This window comes from Aeromonas sp. QDB14 (genome assembly GCF_027707845.1).
In the GTDB taxonomy this organism is placed as follows: Bacteria; Pseudomonadota; Gammaproteobacteria; order Enterobacterales; family Aeromonadaceae; genus Aeromonas; species Aeromonas caviae.
The window spans coordinates 1-23,940 of sequence record NZ_JAPCJD010000017.1 but is presented as its reverse complement, the minus strand read 5'-3'; the positions used below and the strand labels follow the sequence as shown (position 1 = coordinate 23,940).

General features: G+C 61.8%; 20 protein-coding genes. 11 read left to right on the top strand and 9 right to left on the bottom strand.

Features of this window, described 5'->3' with window-relative positions:
• The first annotated feature begins 52 nt into the window (after positions 1 to 52).
• A complete protein-coding gene (locus tag PG887_RS07940) occupies positions 53 to 307 on the top strand; it encodes a DinI family protein (protein ID WP_010674481.1) in 255 nt (84 codons plus the stop codon).
• A gap of 237 nt (positions 308 to 544) precedes the next feature.
• Here the strand turns inward: PG887_RS07940 and PG887_RS07935 are convergent, their stop codons facing one another.
• From PG887_RS07935 to dcuC, 5 genes are all read right to left on the bottom strand, one after another.
• Positions 545 to 1,357 carry a DUF2927 domain-containing protein gene (locus PG887_RS07935; RefSeq protein WP_223952833.1) on the bottom strand — a complete coding sequence of 271 codons (813 nt, stop codon included), beginning with the start codon at positions 1,355 to 1,357 and terminating at the stop codon, positions 545 to 547.
• 20 nt (positions 1,358 to 1,377) lie between these two features.
• Positions 1,378 to 1,881 carry a M48 family metallopeptidase gene (locus PG887_RS07930; RefSeq protein ID WP_010674483.1) on the bottom strand — a complete coding sequence of 168 codons (504 nt, stop codon included), beginning with the start codon at positions 1,879 to 1,881 and terminating at the stop codon, positions 1,378 to 1,380.
• 130 nt (positions 1,882 to 2,011) lie between these two features.
• On the bottom strand, positions 2,012 to 3,655 hold the full coding sequence (locus PG887_RS07925) for a hypothetical protein (protein ID WP_223952837.1): 1,644 nt from the start codon (positions 3,653 to 3,655) through the stop codon (positions 2,012 to 2,014).
• Positions 3,656 to 3,934: 279 nt separating this feature from the next.
• Positions 3,935 to 5,584, bottom strand: a complete 1,650-nt coding sequence (locus tag PG887_RS07920; RefSeq protein WP_270821437.1) for a bifunctional metallophosphatase/5'-nucleotidase — start codon at positions 5,582 to 5,584, stop codon at positions 3,935 to 3,937.
• Positions 5,585 to 5,675: 91 nt separating this feature from the next.
• On the bottom strand, positions 5,676 to 7,028 hold the full coding sequence (gene dcuC, locus PG887_RS07915) for an anaerobic C4-dicarboxylate transporter DcuC (protein ID WP_010674486.1): 1,353 nt from the start codon (positions 7,026 to 7,028) through the stop codon (positions 5,676 to 5,678).
• A 323-nt stretch (positions 7,029 to 7,351) separates the two neighbouring features.
• Here dcuC and PG887_RS07910 point away from each other — a divergent pair, with 323 nt between their 5' ends.
• Entirely contained in the window at positions 7,352 to 7,957 is a 606-nt protein-coding gene (locus tag PG887_RS07910; RefSeq protein WP_010674487.1) for a DUF922 domain-containing protein, read from the top strand.
• A 117-nt stretch (positions 7,958 to 8,074) separates the two neighbouring features.
• On the opposite strand, the gene mnmC is transcribed toward PG887_RS07910, so the two are convergent.
• On the bottom strand, positions 8,075 to 10,090 hold the full coding sequence (gene mnmC, locus PG887_RS07905) for a bifunctional tRNA (5-methylaminomethyl-2-thiouridine)(34)-methyltransferase MnmD/FAD-dependent 5-carboxymethylaminomethyl-2-thiouridine(34) oxidoreductase MnmC (protein ID WP_199769627.1): 2,016 nt from the start codon (positions 10,088 to 10,090) through the stop codon (positions 8,075 to 8,077).
• Positions 10,091 to 10,180: 90 nt separating this feature from the next.
• Between mnmC and fabB the strand changes: the two genes are divergently transcribed.
• Entirely contained in the window at positions 10,181 to 11,392 is a 1,212-nt protein-coding gene (fabB, locus tag PG887_RS07900) for a beta-ketoacyl-ACP synthase I (protein ID WP_029314417.1), read from the top strand.
• Positions 11,393 to 11,461: 69 nt separating this feature from the next.
• On the opposite strand, the gene PG887_RS07895 is transcribed toward fabB, so the two are convergent.
• The 3 genes from PG887_RS07895 to PG887_RS07885 all read right to left on the bottom strand — a co-directional run bounded on the left by PG887_RS07895 (position 11,462) and on the right by PG887_RS07885 (position 13,778).
• Positions 11,462 to 11,986, bottom strand: a complete 525-nt coding sequence (locus PG887_RS07895; RefSeq protein ID WP_010674490.1) for a GNAT family N-acetyltransferase — start codon at positions 11,984 to 11,986, stop codon at positions 11,462 to 11,464.
• A gap of 97 nt (positions 11,987 to 12,083) precedes the next feature.
• Positions 12,084 to 12,398 carry a DUF4377 domain-containing protein gene (locus PG887_RS07890; protein WP_104455825.1) on the bottom strand — a complete coding sequence of 105 codons (315 nt, stop codon included), beginning with the start codon at positions 12,396 to 12,398 and terminating at the stop codon, positions 12,084 to 12,086.
• 93 nt (positions 12,399 to 12,491) lie between these two features.
• Positions 12,492 to 13,778, bottom strand: coding sequence for a citrate synthase (locus PG887_RS07885; RefSeq protein WP_010674492.1), 1,287 nt, complete (start codon positions 13,776 to 13,778; stop codon positions 12,492 to 12,494).
• Between the two features lie 423 nt (positions 13,779 to 14,201).
• Between PG887_RS07885 and sdhC the strand changes: the two genes are divergently transcribed.
• The 8 genes from sdhC (at position 14,202) to sucD (ending at position 23,781) form a co-directional block, all read left to right on the top strand.
• The gene (gene sdhC, locus PG887_RS07880; RefSeq protein WP_029314418.1) at positions 14,202 to 14,591 is read left to right on the top strand and encodes a succinate dehydrogenase cytochrome b556 subunit; all 390 of its coding nucleotides are present in this window, start codon (positions 14,202 to 14,204) and stop codon (positions 14,589 to 14,591) included.
• On the top strand, positions 14,585 to 14,929 hold the full coding sequence (gene sdhD / locus PG887_RS07875; protein WP_010674495.1) for a succinate dehydrogenase, hydrophobic membrane anchor protein: 345 nt from the start codon (positions 14,585 to 14,587) through the stop codon (positions 14,927 to 14,929). Before sdhC ends, sdhD begins: the two co-directional genes overlap by 7 nt.
• Position 14,930: 1 nt before the next feature.
• On the top strand, positions 14,931 to 16,697 hold the full coding sequence (gene sdhA / locus PG887_RS07870; RefSeq protein WP_029314421.1) for a succinate dehydrogenase flavoprotein subunit: 1,767 nt from the start codon (positions 14,931 to 14,933) through the stop codon (positions 16,695 to 16,697).
• Between the two features lie 17 nt (positions 16,698 to 16,714).
• Positions 16,715 to 17,431 carry a succinate dehydrogenase iron-sulfur subunit gene (locus PG887_RS07865; protein ID WP_010674497.1) on the top strand — a complete coding sequence of 239 codons (717 nt, stop codon included), beginning with the start codon at positions 16,715 to 16,717 and terminating at the stop codon, positions 17,429 to 17,431.
• Between the two features lie 114 nt (positions 17,432 to 17,545).
• A complete protein-coding gene (sucA, locus tag PG887_RS07860) occupies positions 17,546 to 20,356 on the top strand; it encodes a 2-oxoglutarate dehydrogenase E1 component (RefSeq protein ID WP_270821436.1) in 2,811 nt (936 codons plus the stop codon).
• Positions 20,357 to 20,442: 86 nt separating this feature from the next.
• Positions 20,443 to 21,636, top strand: coding sequence for a 2-oxoglutarate dehydrogenase complex dihydrolipoyllysine-residue succinyltransferase (gene odhB, locus PG887_RS07855; RefSeq protein ID WP_042863770.1), 1,194 nt, complete (start codon positions 20,443 to 20,445; stop codon positions 21,634 to 21,636).
• A 106-nt stretch (positions 21,637 to 21,742) separates the two neighbouring features.
• Positions 21,743 to 22,909: an ADP-forming succinate--CoA ligase subunit beta gene (gene sucC, locus PG887_RS07850; RefSeq protein WP_005300220.1), complete on the top strand. Its 1,167-nt coding sequence runs from the start codon at positions 21,743 to 21,745 to the stop codon at positions 22,907 to 22,909.
• Positions 22,909 to 23,781, top strand: coding sequence for a succinate--CoA ligase subunit alpha (sucD, locus tag PG887_RS07845; RefSeq protein WP_270821435.1), 873 nt, complete (start codon positions 22,909 to 22,911; stop codon positions 23,779 to 23,781). Before sucC ends, sucD begins: the two co-directional genes overlap by 1 nt.
• The last annotated feature ends 159 nt before the right edge of the window (positions 23,782 to 23,940 follow it).

Genomic DNA, 23,940 nt, shown 5'->3' with positions numbered 1-23,940 from the left:
TTTTTAAAAGTACTGTATAAAAATACAGTAAACTATCATGGAGACGTACCTTATGCGCCTGGAAATCATCATCGACAGAAAACACCAGATCCCCACCTCGACCATGGAGGCCTTGCGCCAGGAGCTGCTCAAGCAACTGGGTGAGCGCTTTCCCGATCTGCATGTGCGGGTGGCACCGGGTAGTGCCATGGCTCTGACGGTCAGTCGCGCCAGCAAGGAAGACAAGGAGCTGGCCGAAGCCATGGTGCAGGAGGTGTGGGAAAACGCCGATAGCTGGATGCCGGAAGAAGAGGCTCTGGAGGCCTGAAGATAAGCTCTCAGCGGCAAGCATCGTCGTGATCTGCCAGGGCGCGAGGAGGAACCTCCAGTCGGGTGATGATCCCTGTACCGGCTTTGCCGAACCGCTCTTCAAAACACGCAGCCATGGGCTGCGTGTTGTGTTGATGGGGTAAGCGCATGACCATGAAGGCGAAAGGCGAAAGGCGAAAGGCGAAAGGCGAAAGGCGAAAGGCGAAAGGCGAAAGAGTAATGTCTCTGGCTGCGTTCAGAGTCCCGCCCAACGCTTGAGGCTGTCGACCTGCACCCGTTGGGTGGCCTGTGCGATGTCGCCATTGGCACGTAGTGCCTTGAGGGCGGTGGGGAGCGCCGCGCGTACCTCGTCCGCCGTCATGCCCGGTTGCAATGCCGGGTGGTAGGCAAGCCTGAGCAACACGTAATCGAGCCCGGTCAGAAAGCTGTCGATGCTGCTGTCATTGAAGATGGAGGGGAACACCTTGTCCGAGTCGTTGGGCAGCCCCATCACCTGGCTCAACTCTTCCACTACGCAATCCAGAAAACGGCCCTTTGCCCGGCTGTAATCCACCGGAATGATGATGGTGGCACGGGTGATCTCGTAGCGAGCGTTGGTGGCGAAATTGGCCAGGCAAATCCCCTCCTTGAGGGCGATGCGCACCGACTCGTCCTGGCGCATGGTGCGCGCAGCCCAGCTCGCCATCTGTTTGTGCCGGGTCATGATGAGGGTGAGATTGGGGTTGTCGCTGACAATCTCGATGGGGTGACCGGTGATCCTGCTCAGGTGACGGGTCTGTACCTTGACGACCTCGGCCTGCAGCGGCTTGTCGCCGAATTCGTTGACGAGCTTGAGACGAACAGGGCCCGGCCAGCGGGAGAAGTGCTCCTGTTGTTCATGGCCATACTCCCGTTTCATGGCGATTTCCATGAAGCTCTGGACAAGGTAGTCATCACGCTGCCAGCGTTCGGTGGCCGACAACGGCAGTGAGAAGAGCCAGAGCATCAGCCCCGGGAGCAACCAGTGCCCATGGCGAACGGGCTGGAGAGGTGTGTGCCATGGGCGCATCTTGCCTCCTTGCAAGGGGATCAGCGGGCGGTACGCTCGATATCACGCCAGGTGAGCCAGAGCCTGAGATCGAACTCCAGTTGATGATAGTCCGGTTCCATGTGCTGGCAGAGCTGGTAGAAAGCCTTGTTGTGATCCTTCTCCTTCAGGTGGGCCAGCTCATGCACCACTATCATCTTGAGAAAGGCGGGATGGGCCTCCTTGAACAGGGCGGCGATACGGATCTCGTTCTTGGCCTTGAGCTTGCTGCCTTGCACCCGGCTGACATAGGTGTGCAGTCCCAGGGCATCCTTGATCACGTTGATCTTGCCGTCGAAGATCACCTTGGAAAGCGGCGCGGAGCTTTTCAGGTAGCGGTTCTTCAGCTCCATGGTATAGGCGAGCAGCGCCTTGTCGCTCTGGACGAGGTGGGTTTGCGGGTAGCGTTTGGCCAGCATCTCGCCGAGTTTGCCCGCCGCAATCAACTGCTGTACCTGAGCCTTGAGTGGCTCCGGATAGCCCCCCAGATAAGTCAGCTCCGCCATGATTCTTTCCTCTGCCGCGAAAAAGAGCGCCATTGTAGTCAGGATGGGGCGCCTTGAACATGGTCGGCCCCCTCTTTATGACGGCAACGAAAAGGGGCCATCACCAGGATGGCCCCTTCTGTGTGCCTGATTAGCGGCGCCGGTACAGGCCCGGATCCACCTCTTCATACTGGTCTGTCAGATACTGGTAGAAGGCAAGGTGGGAGGGGGAGGTCGGAGTCTTGAGCTCCTGTGCCACCCGCTCCGGTTTGGCGATGATGAATTTGGGGTGTTGGCGCTGGATGTCAGCCAGCACCCGCTCGCGCACATCGTAGGGCGGGTTGACGTTGGCAAAGAACAGATAGGCGGAGGCCGGCTGGCGATCGGTCCAGAGGTAGTATTGCGGCTGGATGCCATCGACCCAGATCTTGTCGGTGGGGGTCGTCTCGGCCAGGATACGATCGACCCTGACCTGGGCGGGTGGATTGAACGGCCTGCCCTTGAGATTGCCTTCCCAGGCGTTGTTGACCAGCAGTACCAGCATGGCCAGCGAGGCGAGCCAGGGGGTGGCGCTTCGCACGTCCCAGGCGCGCCAGAGCGGGACCAGAATGAGCACTGGCAAGGCCCACAGCAGGCTGTTGCCGAGCACCTCGCGCACCCGCTCCAGAGACCACTCCTTGGTGCTCCAGCCGTAGCCGAGCTGCTGGGCCAGCAGCCAGCTGGCGGTCAGCACCACCAGGGAGATGCAAAGTAGCCCCAGGGCATCGGATCGCTGCTCGCTTCTGTCCAGCAGGCAGGCGAGCGGCAGCAGGCCAAGCTGCAGATAGAGCACGTCATAGTGATCGAACACATGACCGGAGACCGAGTTGGCGATCAGGGTGAACAGCACCCCCAGCAGGGTGGCGCACAGCGCGGGGAGATACCACTCCTGGCGGCGCCCGAGCATCAGCACGAGGAAGGCGGGCAGCAGCATGATGAGGCCGGTGCGCAGCAGACCGACGGCGCCCACCTCAGGAGAGAAGCCGTTGCCGTAGCTCCCTTCAAAGAAGATGCCGAAGGCGTAGTATTTGAACTCGGTCAGCACGTCGTGGTGCTGGAAGTAGGCATAGAGCGGGCCGCCGACGAGGGCCAGTCCAAGCAGGCTGGAAAAGAGCAGGGCAAAGGCGCAGCGCCACTGCTCACGCAGACACCAGTGACAGAAGAGCACCAGATACCAGGCCCCCCAGAAGGCGCCGTTGTTGGTGCGCATCCAGGCCACGATGGCGAAGGTGAGTGCGGCGACCAGGGCAGGTCCCCAGCTGAATCGCTTGTCCAGCAGCATGGTGATGAAAGCCCACTGGGCGATGAGGGCCAGATGGAATGTCCAGTCCTCTGTCATGTTGCCGTAGTAGTAGCGAGTGCTGTAGAGCGCCAGCAGGGCCAGCATGCTGCCAAGTCGCGCCCGCACCGAGAGCCCGAGCTGCGAAAAAGCCTGCCAGCTCGCCATGAGGCCCAGCCAGCAGAGCACCCACTCCAGCAGCCAGATCCCGAAGAAGCCACCAAGGCCATAGCCCAGTGCATCGAGGGCGAAGATCATGGGACCCTTGATGTCGATCATGTCCCGATAGAGTACGCCCCCCTCGCTCCACATCTTGCCCATCACCGCAAACAGGGAGGCATCAAATCCCGGGGCCATGCCGTGGAACAGCGGATTGCGCAGACAGAACAGCAGAGCCATCAGGGCGGTGAGCAAGATGACCGACGGCCTGATCCCGGGATTGTGGCGGTGCGGGGTAAAGCGGATGGCATGATTCATGGGTGACCTGTTCCTGCGGGAAAGACTGAAAAAGCGGGCTTATCTTGCCGAGCCGGGCTGCACGATGCAATGGAAGAAGTGTAGGCACCTGAAATAATTCGTAAAAGTATCGTTTTCACGCCTCTGGCTGCAGTGGCAGGCCCCATAACAAGACAGGGCTGGCGCAGTCGGGCGTCACAGCCTGAGGTTGCATGGTAGGGGGCCTGCGCCTGGGAGCGGATCAGGATTCCCCTATGCGGTGGAAAGGCGGCACCGACCCGGGATGGGCCGGTGTCAGATTCACTGGCCGTGATACTCCACCAGGGCCGGCAGAGGGCTGAGTTCCGGCAGGTGGCGTGCCCAGCGCAGGAAGGCATCCGCCAGGGTGATGCCGAGCTCCTGATTGTGCTGGGTCAGGGTGCGGGCAAGGGCCGTGTAGCCCTCCTTGCCGGAGGCGGTATAGGCACTGGAGACCCCGCGATAGATGGCATCCGGCTCGACGTGCTGCCACTGACCCGGGCTGGCTTCCCATTCCAGGCGAGTGATCCTCTCCCCTTTGGACCTGTCGGCCTGATAGCAGAAGCGCACCCCGGCGGTATAGGGGAAGCTGCCGCTGCCATTGCCCGTCACCCCGTTGTTGGTGGCGTTGTCGATGGCCCCCTCCAGCGCCTCGGCCAGTTCATGGCCGTGCACCCGGTAGAAGGTGAGGGGAATGGCAAAGGGCAGCAGGCGTCCGGCAACGTCTGCTTCGGTCAGGGGGCCGGGCTCGAGGGAGCAGCGCACGCCCCCGGCATTGTGCAGGGCAAAGTCCACCTGACCCACCTGTTCGCGGGCACTGGCCAGCATGGCACTCGCTACCAGGGGGGCGACCTGGCTGCCGGCGGGCAGGCTGGCATCGGGCAGGCGCTGGTGATGGAGCGGGTCGGCGAGCCGGGTCACCACGCGCCGGGCCATGGTTTCGAGCTCGGGGCGATAGCGTCTGGCCAGATGCTGCTCGAGCTCGGGGGCCGGTTCGCAGAAGTGCAGCCCCGCAGGAGGCGGGGAAGCAAAGGGCCAGGGATCCCAGGGTAACCACTCCAGCTGGCCGCGGCTTTGGCACACGCGTCCCTGCTCGTCGAAGGTGAGTTCGCACACCCCGAGACAGAGGGCGCTGTGGGCGGCGTGCAGGATGGCCACCCCGTTCACCATGAGGGGATAGCTGCCTTCGCTGTCGAGCCCGAGCGGCGCCAGATCCCCCAGCAGGCTGTGGGTGTGCCCGCCGACGATGAGGCTGAGCTCGGGGAAGCGGGTCGCCAGTCGCTTGTCCTGCGCCAGACCCAGGTGGCTCAGCAATATGATGTGGTTGATCCCCTCGGCCTTGATCTCGCAGAGGGCACGGCTCAAGGTCTCTTCGATACCGTGGAAACGGGTGTGGGGATCGGGGCTCGCGATGGCGGCCATCTGCGGCAGCGTGATGCCAAGCAGGGCGAAGGGCACGTCGTCGATGACGCGCTTGTACCAGGGGCGGCTCGCGTCAAACAGCTGCGGCAGCCCCTGCAGCCGCAGCGGGGCATCGGCGGGCTCCTGACGGTTGTCGATGTTGGCGGCGAGCACCGGGAAATCGAGCTGGCGCAAAAACTCCACCAGCGGCCCGTTGCCCAGATCGAATTCGTGGTTGCCGATCACCATGGCATCCGGTCGCAAGAGGGCCAGCAGGTCCGCATTGGCCCGCCCTTTGAAGCGGTTGAAGTAAAGTGACCCCTGGAAGGTATCGCCGCCATGCAGCAGCAGGCAGGTCTGGCCGGCTGCCTCGGCCTGTTGGCGCAGGGCGGTGAGCCGGGTCAGGATGCGGCCATAGCCGCCGCACTGGGGGCGCCATTCGGACTCGCCATCGGGGGAGAAGCGCATGGGGGCGCCATCGAAATGGGAGTGGCAGTCGCTGAAATGGGCAAGTTGAACCGTCATACTCAAGGCTCGGTCCTCCTTAGGAAAAAAAGAGCACCGAGTCTACTGCATGGGGTGGGGGGGATACCAGCCCGGCGGCAGCCGGGCCGGTAAAGAGTCAGGCGGGAACCATGATCTGGGTGGCGAGGATCACTACCAGCAGGCCGACGGCCACCGGCAGCGAGGTACGTTTGACCACCTCGAACGGAGAGAGATTGCCCATCCCCGCACAGGCGACCACCACCCCGGAGACCGGCGAGATGGTGCGGCCGAGGTTAGATGCCTGCAGCATGGGGATCACCAGATAGGCCGGGTTGACGCCGAGGCTGGTGGCCAAATGGGGGATGAGCTCCACGAAGGCGTAGAAGGGGGCGTTGCCGGAACCCGTGGTGAAGGCCGCCAGGGTGGTGATGACCACCAGCACCAGCATGATGACGATGCCGCCGGTACCGAAGCTCTGGGCCAGATCCAGGAGGTTGGCGATGAAACCGAGCCCCATCAGACCCTGGGCAAAGACCCCGGCACCCACCAGCAGCATCACCACACCGGCGAAGGCGTCGGCCATGTTGCGCCAGCACACCTGCAGCCCGTCCAGCAGCTCGCGGCCGTTGCGCTTGCGCACCAGCTCCAGCAGGGCGGCCAGCACCAGGCAGATGACGATGATGGTGACGATGTCGAGCTTGGGCCCCAGTTTGCCGTCAAACAGCAGCACACCGATGATGGGGGTGAAGGGCAGGATGGCGTAGAAACCGGGGGCGTCGGTGACGAGATCGCTCGGGGCGACCGCGGCGTTGTGCTCCCCGGCCTTCTGATCCAGATAACGCTGCCAGAAGAAGTGGGTCACCGCCATGGCGGCGATGGCCACCAGGGAAATAGGCAGGGTCAGCTTGAAGGCAAACTCGATGAGCTCCATGTTCGCGGCCTGGGCGGCCATCACCACGTCCCCCGAGGTGGGGGAGAGGATGATGGCGGCCGGCGAGGCGCACACCGCCGCCGCCGCGCCACGTGAGATCCCCATGTTGACCATCAGCGGGAAGAGGGTGGCCATCAGCAGAACCCCGAGGCCGGTTGCGGAGCTCACCGCCAGCGACATGGCGCAGGCGACCAGATAGGCGGCCACCAGCAGGATGTAGGGGGACTTGATGACACCGAGGGGCTTGCTCGCGAGCTTCACCAGTATGGTGTTGGCACCGATGTGGCTCATGTAGCCAGCAAAGCCGCACAGCACCATGATGAGCATGCCGAGGCCACCCCCCCTGTCGACCAGCAGGAAGCGCACGTATTCGAAGATGTCGGTGGCCATGTGGCCGGTGGAGGGGACGCTCGCCGGCAGCACCGCCTTGCCCATCAGGGCGGTGATCGCCAGCAGCAGCAGGCCGCCGCTGAGCAGTACCCCGGTGGCGGAGTAGCCCTTGAAGATGTAGCGACCCACGGCCAGGGTGACCAGGGTGCCGATCAGGAGTTCTATCATAAAACCTTCCCAAGAGTTGAAGTGAGGGGGTGGCCTGCCAGGGCTCACCAGAGGGTTGCGCTGGACTATCCGGTATCGGCCAACAAAAACACTGCGGATATTACCCACTAAGGAGTATTTCACCATCCATTCGATGGCAGCTTGTGATCTCGACTGCAAATCCCCGCCTGAGCCGGGGTGATGACTCGCACGTTTGCAGCAACCGGGTGCCAAGAGCGGATGACAGGGGGCTGGATCAGGGGTAATCTCCCAATCGGGTTATTAATTCATTGATTATTAATTGAAATTAAGCCGGGACTCACAAGGAGCAAAGCCGCGGACAGATGGGACTCTTCAGCAAGACAGGGGTGACGGTGGCCCTCATTTATGCCGCCTCAATCGGTGCTGTACCTTCCCACTATGCCGGTGTGAAGGTCGCCCCCGATATCAAGGTCGACTTCCAGTTCTATCGGGTCTCCGGGGCCGATGTGGGGGCCGTGATGCGCCAGATCACCGCCTTGTCGCCCACCCAGGCGGACGGGCACATCGGCAAGGCCAGTTATCAGCTCTCCTGGCAGTTGCAGACGAAGGCGACGGCGGCGCGCTGCGAGCTGGAGCAGGCCAGCGTCCGTGCCCGCATCCAGGTCAGGGTGCCCAACTGGATGGACAAGGCCCGTGCGCCCGCGAAGGAGCGCCAGAAGTGGGACAAGCTGGTGGCCGCCATGTTTGACTACGAGAGCCGTCACAAGGACATCCTGCTGGAGAGCGTGAGCCAGCTTGGCACGCGCCTCGCCCAGTTGCCGGTGACCCGGGATTGCCCAACCCTGGAGCATCAGGGCTGGCAGGCAGGGCAGGCGGTGCTGGAGGCCACCCGGGCGCGGTTCGACACCCTGGCCAGCCAGACCGATCAGGGGCGCAAGCTGGGGGTCGTCTGGCCCAGGGCTGGCTGATGACACGTGTACAGGCCCATGGACGCTCATGGAAAACATAAAAAACGGGCTGATTGAGCCCGTTTTTTATTGGTGCGCCCAATGGTGTGGAGGCGGGCAGCCCCGGCTCCTGGGGAGTTAGTCGCGCAGTGGCTTGCCCCTGCGCAGCCTTCGCACCCAGTAGCGGGCGGGATGGAGCGCCTCCAGCAGATCGGCGGCCAGCGGCAGGGGATCGCCGCAGATCTCGCTGGCGACCAGTTCGCCGCACAGGGGCGCCGAGCACAGACCCCGGGAGCCGAGCGCCCCCAGCACGTAGAGGCCGGCGTGCAGGGGTAGTGCGCTCTGCTGATCCGCGGGGGCGTGGACGTCATGATCCGCCAGCGCCGCCAACCGGGCGACGGGCCCGGCGACCGGCAGGTGATCCCGGCTGGCGCAGCGCACCCCGATGCGGGCCTGAGCGCCGCTCACATCCACCTCGGCGGGCCAGCGCTGCTGGGGCACACAGGCTTGCAGCCGCGCCCTGTTCTGGTCCTGCTCGTCGGCGCGGTAGGCAAGGTCGGTCTGGTTGCGGCCATAGCTGGCCCCGATACAGTGCGCACCGTTGTGGGCCGGGGTGAGGTAGCCATCGTAGCAGAGCACGGTCTTGAGCTGGCTCAAGCTCGCCGTGGTCGGCACATGGCTCACCTGGCCGCGCACCGGATAGAGGGGAAGCTCGGCAAAGGGGAGAAGGGTTGGCAACTGATGCCCGGCCGCCACCACCAGATTGGGGGCGTGCCACTGGCGGCCATCCCGGCTCTCCAGGTGCCAGCCACCGTCCTCTTCGGCAATGCGGGTTACAGCGGCATTGAACACCACTTCCAGCCGCCTGCTGGCCTGCGCCTCCCTGATGGCGGCGCGGGTGAGATCCGCCGGACAGAGCCAGCCCCCCAGGGGATAGCTCACACCATCCGCATCGCAGGGCAGGCCGACCACCTGCTCAACCTCCGCTGCCGAGAGTGGGTGCATCAGCTCGGGGGGGAAGGGGCCCTGGCTCATCTTGGCAAGCTTGGCGGCGGATTTGTCGTCGTAGCCGAGTTGGGTGACGCCACACAGCGAGAAGGCGACGGGGTGGTGCTTTGCCAGGGCCAGCAGCCGGTTTCTGGCAAAGCCAAAGGCCAGCGAATAGAAGCGCGACAGGGCATCGTGCTCGCCGTTGAGCAGGGGGTAGAGGGCTCCTTGTCGATTGCCGGAGGCACCGCTGGCCGGTTCGCCATTTTCGCACAGCAAGGTGACGTGCCGACCCCGCTCCACCAGAGAGAGCGCCGTCATGGCGGAAGCGATGCCGCCACCGATGATGAGCACCTCTCCCTCCCGCCCTGCGGGGCGGGCATACCAGGGGGCGATGCTCTGCTGCGGCACTTTGCCTTCCCGAACACCCGCCAGCATCTCCCGCTTGCTGCCATGGCCCTTCACCTTCTTCATGGCAAAGCCGGCGGCAATCAGCCCCCGTCGCACGAAACCGGCGCAGGTAAAGGTCGAGAGGGTGGCATCGGGGCGGGCGAGGCGAGCGAGATTGTCGAAGAGCTCCTGGGTCCACATCTCTGGGTTCTTGGCAGGGGAGAAACCGTCCAGATACCAAGCGTCCACCAGACCGGTTGCCGGATGGGGCACGTGAGGCAGCATCTCCTTGATGTCGCCAAACCAGAGATCGAGGCGGATGCGGCCATCGGCAAAGAGCAGGCGATGGCAGCCGGAGACCGGCAACGGCCACTGGTCGATGAGAGGCTGGCTCAAGGGGGCGAGCTCGGGCCAGGCGGCCAGGGCCTTGCGCAGATCGGCCTGGGTAAGGGGGTATTTCTCGACGCTGATGAAGTGCAGCCGGGATCCGTTGCCGGACAGGGGGGCCTGTTCCAGAAAGACGGCCATTGTGGCCAGAAAGTTAAGTCCTGTACCGAAACCTGTTTCACCAATCACGAAACTGTCACTATCGTGATGCGAAAATCGCTCTGGCAGTCGATTTTGCTGCAAAAAGACGTAGCGGGTTTCACTTAGACCGTTATCATTGGAAAAGTACACATCCCCGAACTCACTGGAGACTGGAGTTCCCGCTTCGTTCCAGTCCAATCGGGCATGATGTAAGGATGTTTGACTCACGTTTTCCTCGGCTCGCGTCACAAAATCGCGGGCATTCTACGTGAAAGCAGACCAGTTTGGCAGCCGAAAGCGGGTAGACTCGGTGCCAGTTTTTCCAGACGAGATGAATTAATGAGAAGAGCAGTGATCACCGGTATCGGCGTCATCTCCAGTATCGGCAACAACAAGGAAGAGGTGCTGGCCTCCCTGAAAGCAGGTAAATCCGGCATCACCTATTCCGAGCAGTTCGAGCAGTACAACCTGCGCAGCCGTGTCTGGGGTAACATCAAACTCGATCCGTCTGAACTGATCGACCGTAAAGTCATGCGTTTCATGGGTGACGCCGCGGCCTACGCCTACCTCTCCATGCAGCAGGCCATCGAAGATGCCGGCCTGCCGGAAGAGATGGTCTCCAACGAGCGTACCGGCATCGTGACCGGTTCCGGCGGCGCCTCCGGCAAGAACACCTCCGAATCTGCCGATATCGCCCGTGAAAAGGGCGTCAAGCGGGTGGGTCCCTACATGGTGCCGCGTACTATGTCCTCCACCACCTCCGCCTGTCTTGCCACCCCGTTCAAGATAAAAGGTGTCAACTACACCATCAGCTCCGCCTGTGCGACCTCTGCCCACTGCATCGGTCACGCCTTGGAACTGATCCAGCTTGGCAAGCAGGACATCATCTTTGCCGGTGGCGGCGAGGAGCTGGACTGGTCTTCCACCATCCAGTTCGACGCCATGGGTGCGCTCTCCACCAAGTACAACGACAACCCGGAAAAAGCGTCCCGCACCTATGATGCGGACCGCGACGGCTTCGTCATCTCCGGTGGTGGCGGCATACTGGTGGTCGAGGAGCTGGAACACGCCCTGGCCCGTGGTGCCCACATCTACGCCGAAATCACCGGTTACGGTGCGACCTCCGACGGCTACGACATGGTGGCCCCGAGTGGTGAAGGCGCCGTGCGTTGCATGAAGATGGCGATGCAGGGTGTCGGCAAGGTGGACTACATCAACACTCACGGTACCTCTACTCCGGTTGGTGACACCAAGGAGCTGGAAGCCATTCAGACCCTGTTTGGCAGCAATGCACCCAAGCTCTCCGCCACCAAGGCGATGACCGGCCATGCCCTGGGCGCCGCCGGCGTGCACGAGGCCGTCTACTCCCTGCTGATGATGGAACACGGCTTCATCGCCCCCAGCATCAACATCGAGAACCTGGACGAGAAAGCCGTGGGCCTGCCCATCGTGCGTGAATACGAAGCGGCGGATCTCAATACCGTCATGTCCAACAGCTTCGGCTTTGGCGGTACCAACGCCTCTCTGGTGTTCAGCAAGTTCAAGGCTTGATCTCCCTGTGGGGAGCGCAACGCGAAATAGAAAAAGGCGCCGAAAGGCGCCTTTTTTATTGAACTCTTTTTATTGAATTCTGCTGATGGTTCCCGGTTTGGGACCGCTGTCAGCCAGGGGCAACCGCATATAGACTGCCCCGTCACCATACTCCACCAGCGATTTGCCGGTGTCGGCGGGCACAAACCCCTGCTTGCGCCAGAAGGCGGGGGCATCCTGAACCGCCACCAGGCCTGCATGGCGATATCCTGCATGGCTCGCGAAAGCGAGCGCCCTTGCCAGCAGTCGCTGTCCGACACCCAGGCCGCGTGCCTTGCTCGAGACAGCGAGATCGTGCAGATAGAACTCGTCGTGGCCGGCCAGCGCCTTCATCGGCACCGAGAGGGGCGGGGGCTGGTGGGCACGCCAGGGGTGGCAGAGCAGGTAACCCAGCACTTTGCCCTGACGCTCGGCCACCCAGCAGGAGGCGGGGGCCAGCTCGGTTTTGTTCTGCATCACCTCGAGGGGCTCGGGTTCGAACTGGTGATAACACTCGTGCTGGATGGCCATGATGGCGGGCCAGTCTGGCGTGCGGATGGTGCGGATGGTGATCATGATGCGGGTCGGGTCCGTACTCAAACCGTGGCAAAAAGGGGTGACAGCATACCCCAGAGAGCACACAAACGAAACCGGGTCACCTGTCAGCGACTCGTCAGCGAACCGGCTCCTTGCTCACGATCTTGATCAGCTGGTAGCGCAAGGAAGGGGCATCGGCCGGCACATCGGCAAGTTGCTCCTTGCTCACTTCGAGTTGATAGCGAAAGCCCGGTTCAAAGGTGAAGCCTTCGATCTGCTGATAGAAGAGACTCCAGCTCTCGCCCGGCTGACTGCGCACCTGCATGCACTTCATGGGGGCGACACCGACGCAGTCTGCCAGCTTGTCCTGGATATAGAGGGTTTCGGTGGTCGGGGCGCTCTGGCAGGCGCTGAGCAGGAGGGCGGAGCTGAGGAGCAGGGGAGATTTCATGATGAGTGTCCTTGGCGTAAAAGGGCGCGATTAAACCTGCAAAAGAAAAGGCGGTCAATGACCGCCTTTGTAACAAACCATGACAGATCGGGCTCAGCGCTGGTCGAGGGGCACGAACTCGCGCAGGGGCTGACCGGTGTAGAGCTGACGGGGACGGCCGATCTTCTGATCCGGGTCTGAGTGCATCTCGTTCCAGTGGGCAATCCAGCCGATGGTACGGGAGATGGCGAAGATCACGGTGAACATGGACATGGGGATACCGATGGCCTTCATGATGATGCCGGAGTAGAAGTCCACGTTCGGGTAGAGCTTCTTCTCGATGAAGTAGGGGTCGGACAGCGCGATGCGTTCCAGCTCCATGGCCACGTCCAGCAGCGGATCCTTGATCTGCAGCTCAGTAAGCACCTCGTGACAGGTTTCGCGCATCACGGTGGCACGGGGATCGTGGTTCTTGTAGACCCGGTGACCGAAGCCCATCAGACGGAACGGATCGTTCTTGTCCTTGGCGCGGCCGATGTACTCGGGAATGCGATCCACGGAGCCAATCTCTTCGAGCATCTTGAGGCAGGCTTCGTTGGCACCACCGTGGGCCGGGCCCCACAGGGAGGCGATCCCCGCAGCGATACAGGCAAACGGGTTGGCACCGGAAGAACCGGCCAGACGCACGGTGGAGGTGGAGGCGTTTTGCTCATGGTCCGCATGCAGGGTGAAGATGCGGTCCATGGCGCGCTCGACGATGGGGTTGACCTTGTATTCTTCGGTCGGCACGCCAAACATCATGTGCAGGAAGTTGCCTGCATAGGAGAGGGCGTTGCGCGGCTGCATGAAGGGCTGGCCGATGGAGTACTTGTAACACATGGCGGCCAGGGTCGGCATCTTGGAGAGCAGACGGAAGGCACAGATCTCGCGATGCTCCTCGTTGTTGATGTCAAGGGCGTCATGATAGAAGGCGGACAGTGCGCTGACCACGCCGCACATGACGGCCATGGGGTGGGCGTCGCGGCGGAAGCCGCGGAAGAAGAAGGCGATCTGCTCGTGCACCATGGTGTGGCGGGTGACCAGACGTTCAAATTCCGCATATTGGGTCTTGGTGGGGGCCTCGCCGTACAGCAGGATGTAGCAGACTTCGAGGTAGCTGGCCTGGGTGGCCAACTGGGCGATGGGGTAACCGCGGTGCAGCAAGACACCCTGGTCGCCATCGATGTAGGTGATGGAAGATTTGCAAGAACCGGTGGCCATGAAGCCGGGGTCGAAGGTGAAATATCCTTGCGTGCCCAGCTTTCTGACATCGATCACATCGGGTCCAACGGTACCGGAGAGGATCGGCAATTCAACCGGCTCTTTTCCGGGCAGATGTAGGGTGGCTATCTTATCAGCCATAGCACGTCTCCTTTGCTCTTTTATAATTTGGTTCCAGCCCTACTTTATTACGACTGTTATGACGCTGGCAAAGGTTCTTACCCGTACCACGGCGGCTGGAGCGCCTTATTTGAACCAGAGAACCATGTCTTTGTCAATTTTGCTGGATGATCATTAATGACTTGTTAAAGCTGTTGTGAGATCTGGTTTACGGTTTTGGATTTTCTGTGTAGCTATTTGATTGTCATTGGTTAAGGCCGCCGATATACTGCGCCACGTGGGTGATGGTCGTCGGTGTTTGAAACGCTTTCGCAAAGCCAGATGTGATATCGAAAATGTTATTTTTGGCTTTCCTGAGTTGTTTTGGTAACAAAAACCTAACAAATGCCACTCCTCGCCCTCAAAGCGTGTGAAAACAATAACTAACGTGCTCAATGGAGCTGAGTGGGCAAAGCCGTGAAAAACAAACAGAGACCTGTAAACCTCGACCTACAGACGATCAGCTTTCCTGTCACCGCCATCGCTTCCATCTTGCATCGTGTCTCAGGGGTCATCACCTTTGTGGCATTGGCCATCTTGCTGTGGATGCTTGGTACTTCACTCGCCTCTCCCGAAGGATTTGAATCGGTCGTTGCCATCATGGACAACTTCCTGGTCAAGTTCGTGCTGTGGGGGATCCTGACCGCGCTGGCTTACCACATCGTGGGCGGTCTGCGGCACCTGGTCATGGACATGGGCTATTGGGAAGAGCTGGAATCCGGTAATCAGAGTGCCCGTGTGGCCTTCGTGATCACCGCGGTTTTGGCGGTATTGGCGGGGGTACTGGTATGGTAACCAATTCTGCAACTTTCGGGCGCAGCGGTGTTCATGATTACATCCTGATCCGCGCCACCGCCCTCATCATGACGTGCTACGTCCTCTATCTGGTTGGCTTTGTCGCGTTCAACGACATCACCTACGAGGTGTGGACCGGCTTCTTCTCCAACACCTTCACCAAGGTCTTCACCCTGCTGACACTCGTATGCGTCTTGATCCACGCCTGGATCGGTCTGTGGCAGGTGCTGACCGACTATATCAAGCCGGTCGGACTGCGCGGTGCGCTGCAGTTTGTGCTGGTGGTGGTGCTGTTTGTCTATGTGATGACGGGTTTCGTCGTGCTGTGGGGTGTGTAAGGTGACTATTCCAACTCGTGAATTTGATGCGGTCGTGATCGGTGCCGGTGGCGCCGGTATGCGCGCCGCGCTGCAGATTGCCCAGTCCGGCAAGAGCTGCGCCCTGTTATCCAAGGTTTTCCCGACCCGTTCCCACACGGTCTCCGCCCAGGGCGGGATCACGGTCGCCTTGGGCAATGCCCACGACGACAACTGGCAGTGGCACATGTATGACACCGTCAAGGGCTCCGATTACATCGGTGATCAGGAAGCCATCGAATACATGTGCAAGACCGGCCCCGAGGCCATCTATGAGCTGGAGAACATGGGCTTGCCTTTCTCCCGCTTTGATAACGGTACCGTCTACCAGCGTCCGTTCGGCGGTCAGTCCAAGAACTTCGGCGGCGAGCAGGCTGCCCGCACCGCGGCGGCAGCCGACCGCACCGGTCACGCCCTGCTGCACACCCTGTATCAACAAAACGTCAAGAACAAGACCACCGTCTTCTCCGAGTGGTATGCCCTGGATCTGGTGAAGAACCAGGATGGTCATATCGTTGGCTGTACCGCCATCGACATGGAGAGCGGTGAAGTCGTCTACTTCAAGGCCAAGGCCACCGTGCTCGCCACTGGCGGCGCCGGTCGCATCTACCAGTCCACCACCAACGCACACATCAACACCGGTGACGGCGTCGGCATGGCGCTGCGTGCCGGGGTCGGCGTGCAGGACATGGAGTTCTGGCAGTTCCACCCGACCGGCATCGCCGGGGCAGGGGTACTGGTGACCGAAGGTTGCCGCGGTGAAGGCGGCTACCTGCTGAACAAGGACGGCGAGCGCTTCATGGAGCGTTATGCGCCGAACGCCAAGGACCTGGCCGGTCGCGACGTGGTGGCCCGTTCCATCATGATCGAGATCCGCGAAGGCCGTGGCTGCGACGGTCCCTGGGGCCCGCACATCAAGCTCAAGCTGGATCACCTCGGCAAAGAGGTGCTGGAATCCCGTCTGCCGGGCATCTGCGAGCTCTCTCGCACCTTCGCCCACGTGGATCCGGTCAAAGAGCCCATCCCCATCATCCCGACCTGCCACTACATGATGGGCGGCGTGCCGACCAGCGTGAACGGCCAGTGCCTGACCCAGGACAAGGATGGCAACGACGTGCCGGTGGTCGGTCTGTTCGCGGTGGGCGAGATCGCCTGCGTCTCCGTGCACGGTGCCAACCGTTTAGGTGGCAACTCCCTGCTGGATCTGGTGGTGTTCGGTCGTGCTGCCGGCATGCACCTGGTGGAGACCCTTGGTTCGATGGAGCACGGTGTGGAAGCCACCGACGCCGACATCGCCAAGGCGCTGGAGCGCTTCAACCGCTGGGAAAACAACCGTGACGGGGAAGACCCGGCCCAGATCCGCAAGGATCTGCAGCGCTGCATGCAGAACAACTTCTCCGTGTTCCGGGAAGGGGATGCCATGGCAGAAGGGCTGGCCGAGCTGAAACTCATCCGCGAGCGTCTCAAGAACGCCCGTCTGGACGACACCTCCAAGGAGTTCAATACCCAGCGCATCGAGTGCCTGGAGCTGGACAACCTGATGGAGACCGCCTATGCCACCGCGGTGGCGGCGAACTTCCGTACCGAGAGTCGTGGCGCCCACAGCCGCTTCGACTTCCCGGAGCGTGACGATGAGAGCTGGCTGTGCCACAGCCTCTATCATCCGGACACCGAGTCCATGACCCGTCGCGCTGTCAACATGTCACCCAAGACCCGTGAGGCGTTCCCGCCCAAGGTCCGGACTTACTGATTGCGGAGCCAAGCACAATGAACGTCACATTCTCTGTCTACAGATACAATCCGGACGTTGATAACGTCCCGTATATGAAGGATTATCGTCTTGATATTCCTGAAGGTTCCGACATGATGGTGCTCGACGCACTGATCCAGCTCAAGGAGCTGGATCCCACGCTCGCCTTCCGCCGCTCCTGCCGCGAAGGGGTATGTGGATCTGACGGTCTCAACATGAATGGCAAGAACGGTCTGGCCTGCATCACGCCGCTCTCCGATCTCTTGAAGAAGGGCAGCAAGGTCGTCATTCGGCCCTTGCCCGGTCTGCCGGTGATCCGGGATCTGGTGATCGACATGACCCAGTTCTACACCCAGTGGGAGAAGGTCAAACCCTTCCTCATCAACGACGAAAAACTGCCGCCCGTGCGTGAGCACCTGCAATCCCCCGAAGAGCGCGCCAAGCTGGATGGCCTGTACGAGTGCATACTCTGTGCCTGCTGCTCCACCTCTTGCCCCTCCTTCTGGTGGAACCCGGACAAGTTCATCGGTCCGGCCGGCCTGCTCGCCGCCTATCGCTGGCTGGCGGACAGCCGCGATACTGCGGCCAGTGAGCGACTGGGCAACCTGGATGACGCCTTCAGCGTGTTCCGCTGCCACGGCATCATGAACTGCGTGAACGTCTGTCCCAAGGGCTTGAACCCGACCAAGGCCATCGGTCAGATCAAGTCGATGTTGCTCAACCGGGCCGTGTAGTATCGGGGCCAGGGCGCCTTGCGCCGGGCCCGACCTCTGGATAGCCATCCCGCCCCGGGATGGCTATGACCCTACAAGCTGCAGTGCAGCGAACAAGATGTACAAGGGATAGAAATGCATAACGGCGTGATGAAGGCCTGGTTGGAGTCATCTCACCTGGCTGGTGCGAATGCAAGCTACATTGAGGATTTGTACGAATCCTTCCTGGAAAACCCCGACTCCGTTGCCGACGAATGGCGCAGCCTGTTCCAGTCGCTGCCCCAGGTCAACGGACATGCAGTAGAACAACCCCACTCCCAGGTTCGCGACTATTTCCGCCGCCTGGCCAAGGACTCCTCCCGTTACAGCGCTCCCGTCTCCGATCCCCAGGTGGATGCCAAACAGGTTCGCGTACTGCAACTGATCAACGCCTTCCGCTTCCGCGGTCACCAGAACGCCAACCTGGACCCCCTGGGTCTGTGGCAGCGCGAGCCGGTCGCCGAGCTGGATCCGGCCTTCCACAACCTGCAAGGTGCAGACATGGAGGCCACCTTCAATGTGGGCTCCTACGCCATCGGTCGCGAGACCATGGTGCTCTCCGATCTGTATGCCTCGCTCAAGAAGACCTATTGCGGCAGCATCGGCGCCGACTACATGCACCTCACCTCCACCGAGGAGAAGCGCTGGCTGCAAGACAGGCTGGAATCCATCGAAGGGAAGGGCAACTATACCCTCGAAGAGAAGACCCGCTTCCTCGAGAGCCTGACCGCCGCCGAAGGGCTGGAAAAATACCTGGGTGCCAAGTTCCCGGGGGCCAAGCGTTTCTCCCTGGAAGGGGGCGATGCCATGGTGCCCATGCTCAAAGAGCTTATTCGCCGCGCCGGTGAGCAGGGTTGCAAGGAAGCCGTCATCGGCATGGCCCACCGTGGTCGCCTCAACGTGCTCATCAACGTGCTGGGCAAGCGCGCCCAGGACCTGTTCGACGAGTTTGCCGGCAAGCACGGCGAATCTTGGGGCACAGGGGACGTGAAGTACCACATGGGCTTCTCCTCCGACTTCGCCACCCCGGGCGGCAACGTCCACCTGGCGCTCGCCTTCAACCCGTCTCACCTCGAGATCGTCAACCCCGTGGTCATCGGCTCCGTGCGTGCCCGTATGGACCGTCGCGGTGACAAGGACGGCTCCAGCGTCCTGCCCATCACCATCCACGGTGACTCCGCCATCGCGGGGCAGGGGGTCGTTGCCGAGACCTTCAACATGTCCCAGACCCGTGCCTATGGCGTGGGCGGCACGGTGCGCATCGTCATCAACAACCAGGTGGGCTTCACCACCTCCTATATCCGTGACCTGCGCTCCACCGAATATTGCACCGACATCGCCAAGGCGGTGCAGGCCCCTGTGCTGCACGTCAACGGGGATGACCCGGAAGCCGTGGTGCTGGTGACCCAGATTGCCCTGGATTACCGCAACACCTTCAAGCGCGACGTGGTGATCGAGCTGGTCTGCTACCGTCGTCACGGCCACAACGAGGCTGACGAGCCGAGCGCGACCCAGCCCCTGATGTACCAGAAGATCAAGCAGCACTCGACCCCGCGCAAGATCTACGCCGATCAGCTGATCGCCGAAGGAGCCATCGCGCCGGAGCTGGCCACCACGCTAGTCAACGACTATCGCGACACCCTGGATCGGGGCGAGCGGGTGAGCAAGGAGTGGCGCCCCATGGAGCTGCACTCCGTGGACTGGACGCCGTATCTGGGTCACGACTGGGCCATGGCCTATGACAGCACTGTGCCCATGGATCATCTGAAGGCCCTGGGTGAGCGCATCAGCCAGTACCCGGCGACCCATGTGCTGCAACGTCAGGTCGAGAAGATCTACGAAGACCGTCGCTTGATGGCCGCCGGTGAGAAGCTGGTGGACTGGGGCTTCGCCGAGACTCTGGCCTACGCCACCCTGGTGGACAAGGGATCCCGCATTCGCTTTACCGGGGAAGACTCCGGCCGCGGTACCTTCTTCCATCGCCACGCCGTGCTGCACAGTCAGACCGATGCCAGCACCTACACTCCGCTGTGCAACCTGCATGACGAGCAGGGCCCGTTCGAGGTGTACGACTCCGTGCTGACCGAGAACGCGGTCCTGGCGTTCGAGTATGGCTACGCCAGCGCGGAGCCGGCCGGTCTCACCATCTGGGAAGCCCAGTTCGGTGACTTCGCCAACTGCGCCCAGGTGGTGGTGGATCAGTTCCTCTCCTCCGGCGAGCAGAAGTGGGGCCGGATGTGTGGCCTGACCATGCTGCTGCCCCACGGTTACGAGGGTCAGGGCCCGGAGCACTCTTCCGCCCGTCTGGAGCGTTACCTGCAGATGTGCGCCCAGCACAACATGCAGGTGTGCGTGCCCTCCACCCCGGCGCAGGTGTTCCACATGCTGCGTCGCCAGGTAGTGCGCCCCATGCGCCGTCCGCTCATCGTGATGACGCCCAAATCCCTGCTGCGCCACCCGCTGGCGGTGAGCAAGCTCGAAGAGCTGGCAGAGGGCACCTTCCAGAACGCCATCGGCGAAATCGATGCGCTGGATCCCAAAGGCGTCAAGCGCGTGGTCTTCTGCTCCGGCAAGGTCTACTACGACCTGCTCGATGCCCGTCGCAAGGCCGAGCAGCAGGACGTGGCCCTGGTACGGATCGAGCAGCTCTACCCCTTCCCGGAAGAGGAAGTGCGCGCCATCCTGGCCGATTACAGCCATGTCACCGACTTCGTCTGGTGTCAGGAAGAGCCGCAGAACCAGGGCGCCTGGTACAGCACCCGTCATCACTACGACAGCGTGCTGCCAAGCCATGCCCGTCTGCGTTATGCCGGTCGCCCGGCGTCGGCCTCACCGGCCGTCGGTTACATGTCCGTCCACGCCAAGCAGCAAAAAGCCCTGGTGGAAGACGCCCTTACCCTGGAATAACGAGTTGTGGATGAGAGGGCCCGTGTCGGGACCCTCTCTGACCTGGAACAAGCCTGCTGGCCAAGAAGTAACAAGGAACTGATTACATGACTATCGAGATCAAGGTACCGGACCTGCCGGAATCAGTGGCGGATGCCACCATCGCGACCTGGCACAAGAAACCGGGTGATCTGGTTGCCCGTGACGAAGTGCTGGTTGACATCGAAACCGATAAAGTCGTGCTGGAAGTGCCCGCGCCGGAAGCCGGCGTACTGGGCGACATCCTGCAGAGCGAAGGGGCAACCGTGCTCTCCCGCCAGCTGATCGCCATGCTCAAGCCGGCCCCCGTTGCCGGTGAAGCGACCAGCGAGAAGCCGGTGGAAGCCGTGGCCGATGACGCTGCCGATGGCCTGAGCCCTTCCGTGCGCCGCATGGTGGCCGAGCACGACATCGACGTCGCCAAGCTGACCGGCACCGGCAAGGGTGGTCGTGTCACCAAGGAAGACGTGGAAGCCTTCATCAAGAATCTGGGCAAGGCTCCGGTGGCTGCGCCGACTGCTGCCGCTCCCGTGGCTGCCGCACCGGTCGCGCCGCTGGCCGGTCGCACCGAGAAGCGTGTGCCCATGACCCGTCTGCGCAAGCGCATCGCCGAGCGTCTGCTGGAGGCCAAGAACACCACCGCCATGCTGACCACTTTCAACGAGATCAACATGGCGCCCATCATGAAGCTGCGCAAGCAGTACGGCGAGATCTTCGAGAAGAAGCACGGCATCAAGCTCGGCTTCATGTCCTTCTATGTGAAGGCCGTGGTCGAATCCCTCAAGCGCTACCCGGAAGTGAACGCCGCGCTGGATGGTGACGACATCGTCTACCACAACTACTTCGACGTCAGCATCGCCGTCTCCACCCCCCGTGGTCTGGTGACCCCGGTGCTGCGTGACTGCGACAACATGAGCCTGGCGGACATCGAGAAGGCCATCAAGGATCTGGCGGGCAAGGGCCGTGACGGCAAGCTGACCGTGGATGAACTGACTGGTGGCAACTTCACCATCACCAACGGTGGCGTGTTCGGCTCCCTGATGTCCACCCCCATCATCAACCCGCCCCAGAGCGCCATTCTGGGCATGCACAAGATCCAGGACCGCCCCATGGCCGTCGACGGCAAGGTCGAGATCCTGCCGATGATGTACCTGGCGCTCTCCTACGATCACCGCATCATCGACGGCCGCGAGTCCGTGGGCTTCCTGGTCTCCATCAAGGAGCTGCTGGAAGACCCGACTCGTCTGCTGCTGGATGTCTGAGCAAGCGTGACTGAAAGATAACGAGGGGCCGCCCAGGCCCCCATTCACAGGGGATTGAGAAACACGAGCCCCGGACGGAAATACCTACAACACGGATAGAGCATCTATGAATCTGCATGAATATCAGGCAAAACAGCTGTTTGCCGAGTATGGCCTGCCGGTCTCCGAAGGTTATGCCTGTGCCACCCCACAGGAAGCGGCCGAAGCGGCCGACAAGATTGGCGGCAACACCTGGGTCGTCAAGTGCCAGGTCCACGCCGGTGGCCGCGGCAAGGCGGGCGGCGTCAAGCTGGCCAAGAGCAAGGACGAGATCCGCGCCTTCGCCCAGAACTGGCTCGGCAAGAATCTGGTGACCTATCAGACTGACGCCAACGGTCAGCCGGTTACCAAGATCCTGGTGGAGTCCTGCACCGACATCGCCAAGGAACTGTACCTGGGCGCCGTGGTCGACCGTGGCTCTCGCCGCGTGGTCTTCATGGCTTCCACCGAAGGTGGCGTGGAGATTGAGAAAGTCGCCCACGAAACCCCGGAACTCATTCACAAGGCTGCCATCGATCCCCTGGTAGGCCCGCAGCCTTATCAGGCCCGCGAGCTGGCCTTCAAGCTGGGTCTGGTCGGCGATCAGATCAAGCAGTTCACCAAGATCTTCATGGGCCTGGGCCAGATGTTCCTGGACTGCGACTTCGCCCTGCTGGAAATCAACCCCCTGGTCATCACCGACAAGGGCAACCTGCACTGCCTGGACGGCAAGATCAACATCGACGCCAACGCCCTGTATCGCCAGCCCAAGCTGCGCGAGATGCACGATCCGTCCCAGGATGACCCCCGCGAAGCGCACGCCGCCCAGTGGGAGCTGAACTATGTGGCGCTCGATGGCAACATCGGCTGCATGGTCAACGGCGCCGGCCTGGCCATGGGTACCATGGACATCGTCAACCTGCACGGCGGTTCCCCTGCCAACTTCCTGGACGTCGGCGGCGGCGCCACCAAGGAGCGCGTGACCGAGGCCTTCAAGATCATCCTCTCCGACAGCAAGGTACAAGCCGTGCTGGTCAACATCTTTGGCGGCATCGTGCGCTGCGACATGATCGCGGAAGGCATCATCGGCGCCGTCAAGGAAGTGGGTGTGAAAGTGCCCGTGGTGGTGCGTCTGGAAGGCAACAACGCCGAACTGGGTGCCCGTAAACTGGCCGACAGCGGCCTCAATATCATCGCCGCAACGAGTCTGACTGACGCAGCTCAGCAAGTGGTAAAAGCAGCGGAGGCCAAATAATGAGCGTTCTGATCAACAAAGACACCAAGGTGATCTGCCAGGGCTTTACCGGCGGTCAGGGTACCTTCCACTCCGAACAGGCCATTGCCTACGGTACCCAGATGGTCGGCGGCGTCTCCCCGGGCAAGGGCGGCACCACCCACCTGGGCCTGCCGGTGTTCAACACCGTCCGTGACGCCGTGGAAGCCACCGGCGCCACCGCCTCCGTCATCTATGTGCCGGCGCCGTTCTGCAAGGACGCCATCCTGGAAGCCATCGATGCCGGCATCAAGCTCATCGTCACCATCACCGAAGGCATCCCGACCCTGGACATGCTGGACGTCAAGGTGAAGCTGCAGGAAACCGGCGTGCGGATGATCGGCCCCAACTGCCCGGGTGTCATCACCCCGAGTGAGTGCAAGATTGGCATCATGCCGGGCCACATCCACAAGCCGGGCAAGGTGGGCATCGTCTCCCGCTCCGGCACCCTGACCTACGAAGCGGTCAAGCAGACCACGGACGAGGGCTTCGGCCAGTCCACCTGCGTCGGTATCGGTGGCGACCCCATCCCGGGCTCCAACTTCATCGACATTCTGGAGATGTTCCAGAATGACCCGCAGACCGAAGCCATCGTGATGATCGGCGAGATCGGCGGCAACGCCGAGGAAGACGCGGCGGCCTACATCAAGGCCCACGTCACCAAGCCGGTGGTCTCCTACATCGCGGGCGTCACCGCCCCGGCTGGCAAGCGCATGGGTCATGCGGGCGCCATCATCGCCGGTGGTAAAGGCACCGCGGCCGAGAAATTTGCCGCCCTGGAAGATGCCGGCGTGAAAACCGTGCGCTCCTTGGCCGATATCGGCAAGGCCCTGCGTGAAGTGACCGGCTGGTAAGTTAGCCTGTTATCTCTGATACAGAAATGCCGCCCGAGGGCGGCATTTTTTATGTTGTTTTTCATTTAATTTAACACCAGTCCGCGAATTCAACTTCGAAGTGCGACACTCGCCTATGCCGCCTGACAGTACTCTTCGAATACCTTGACAGGCTGCCTG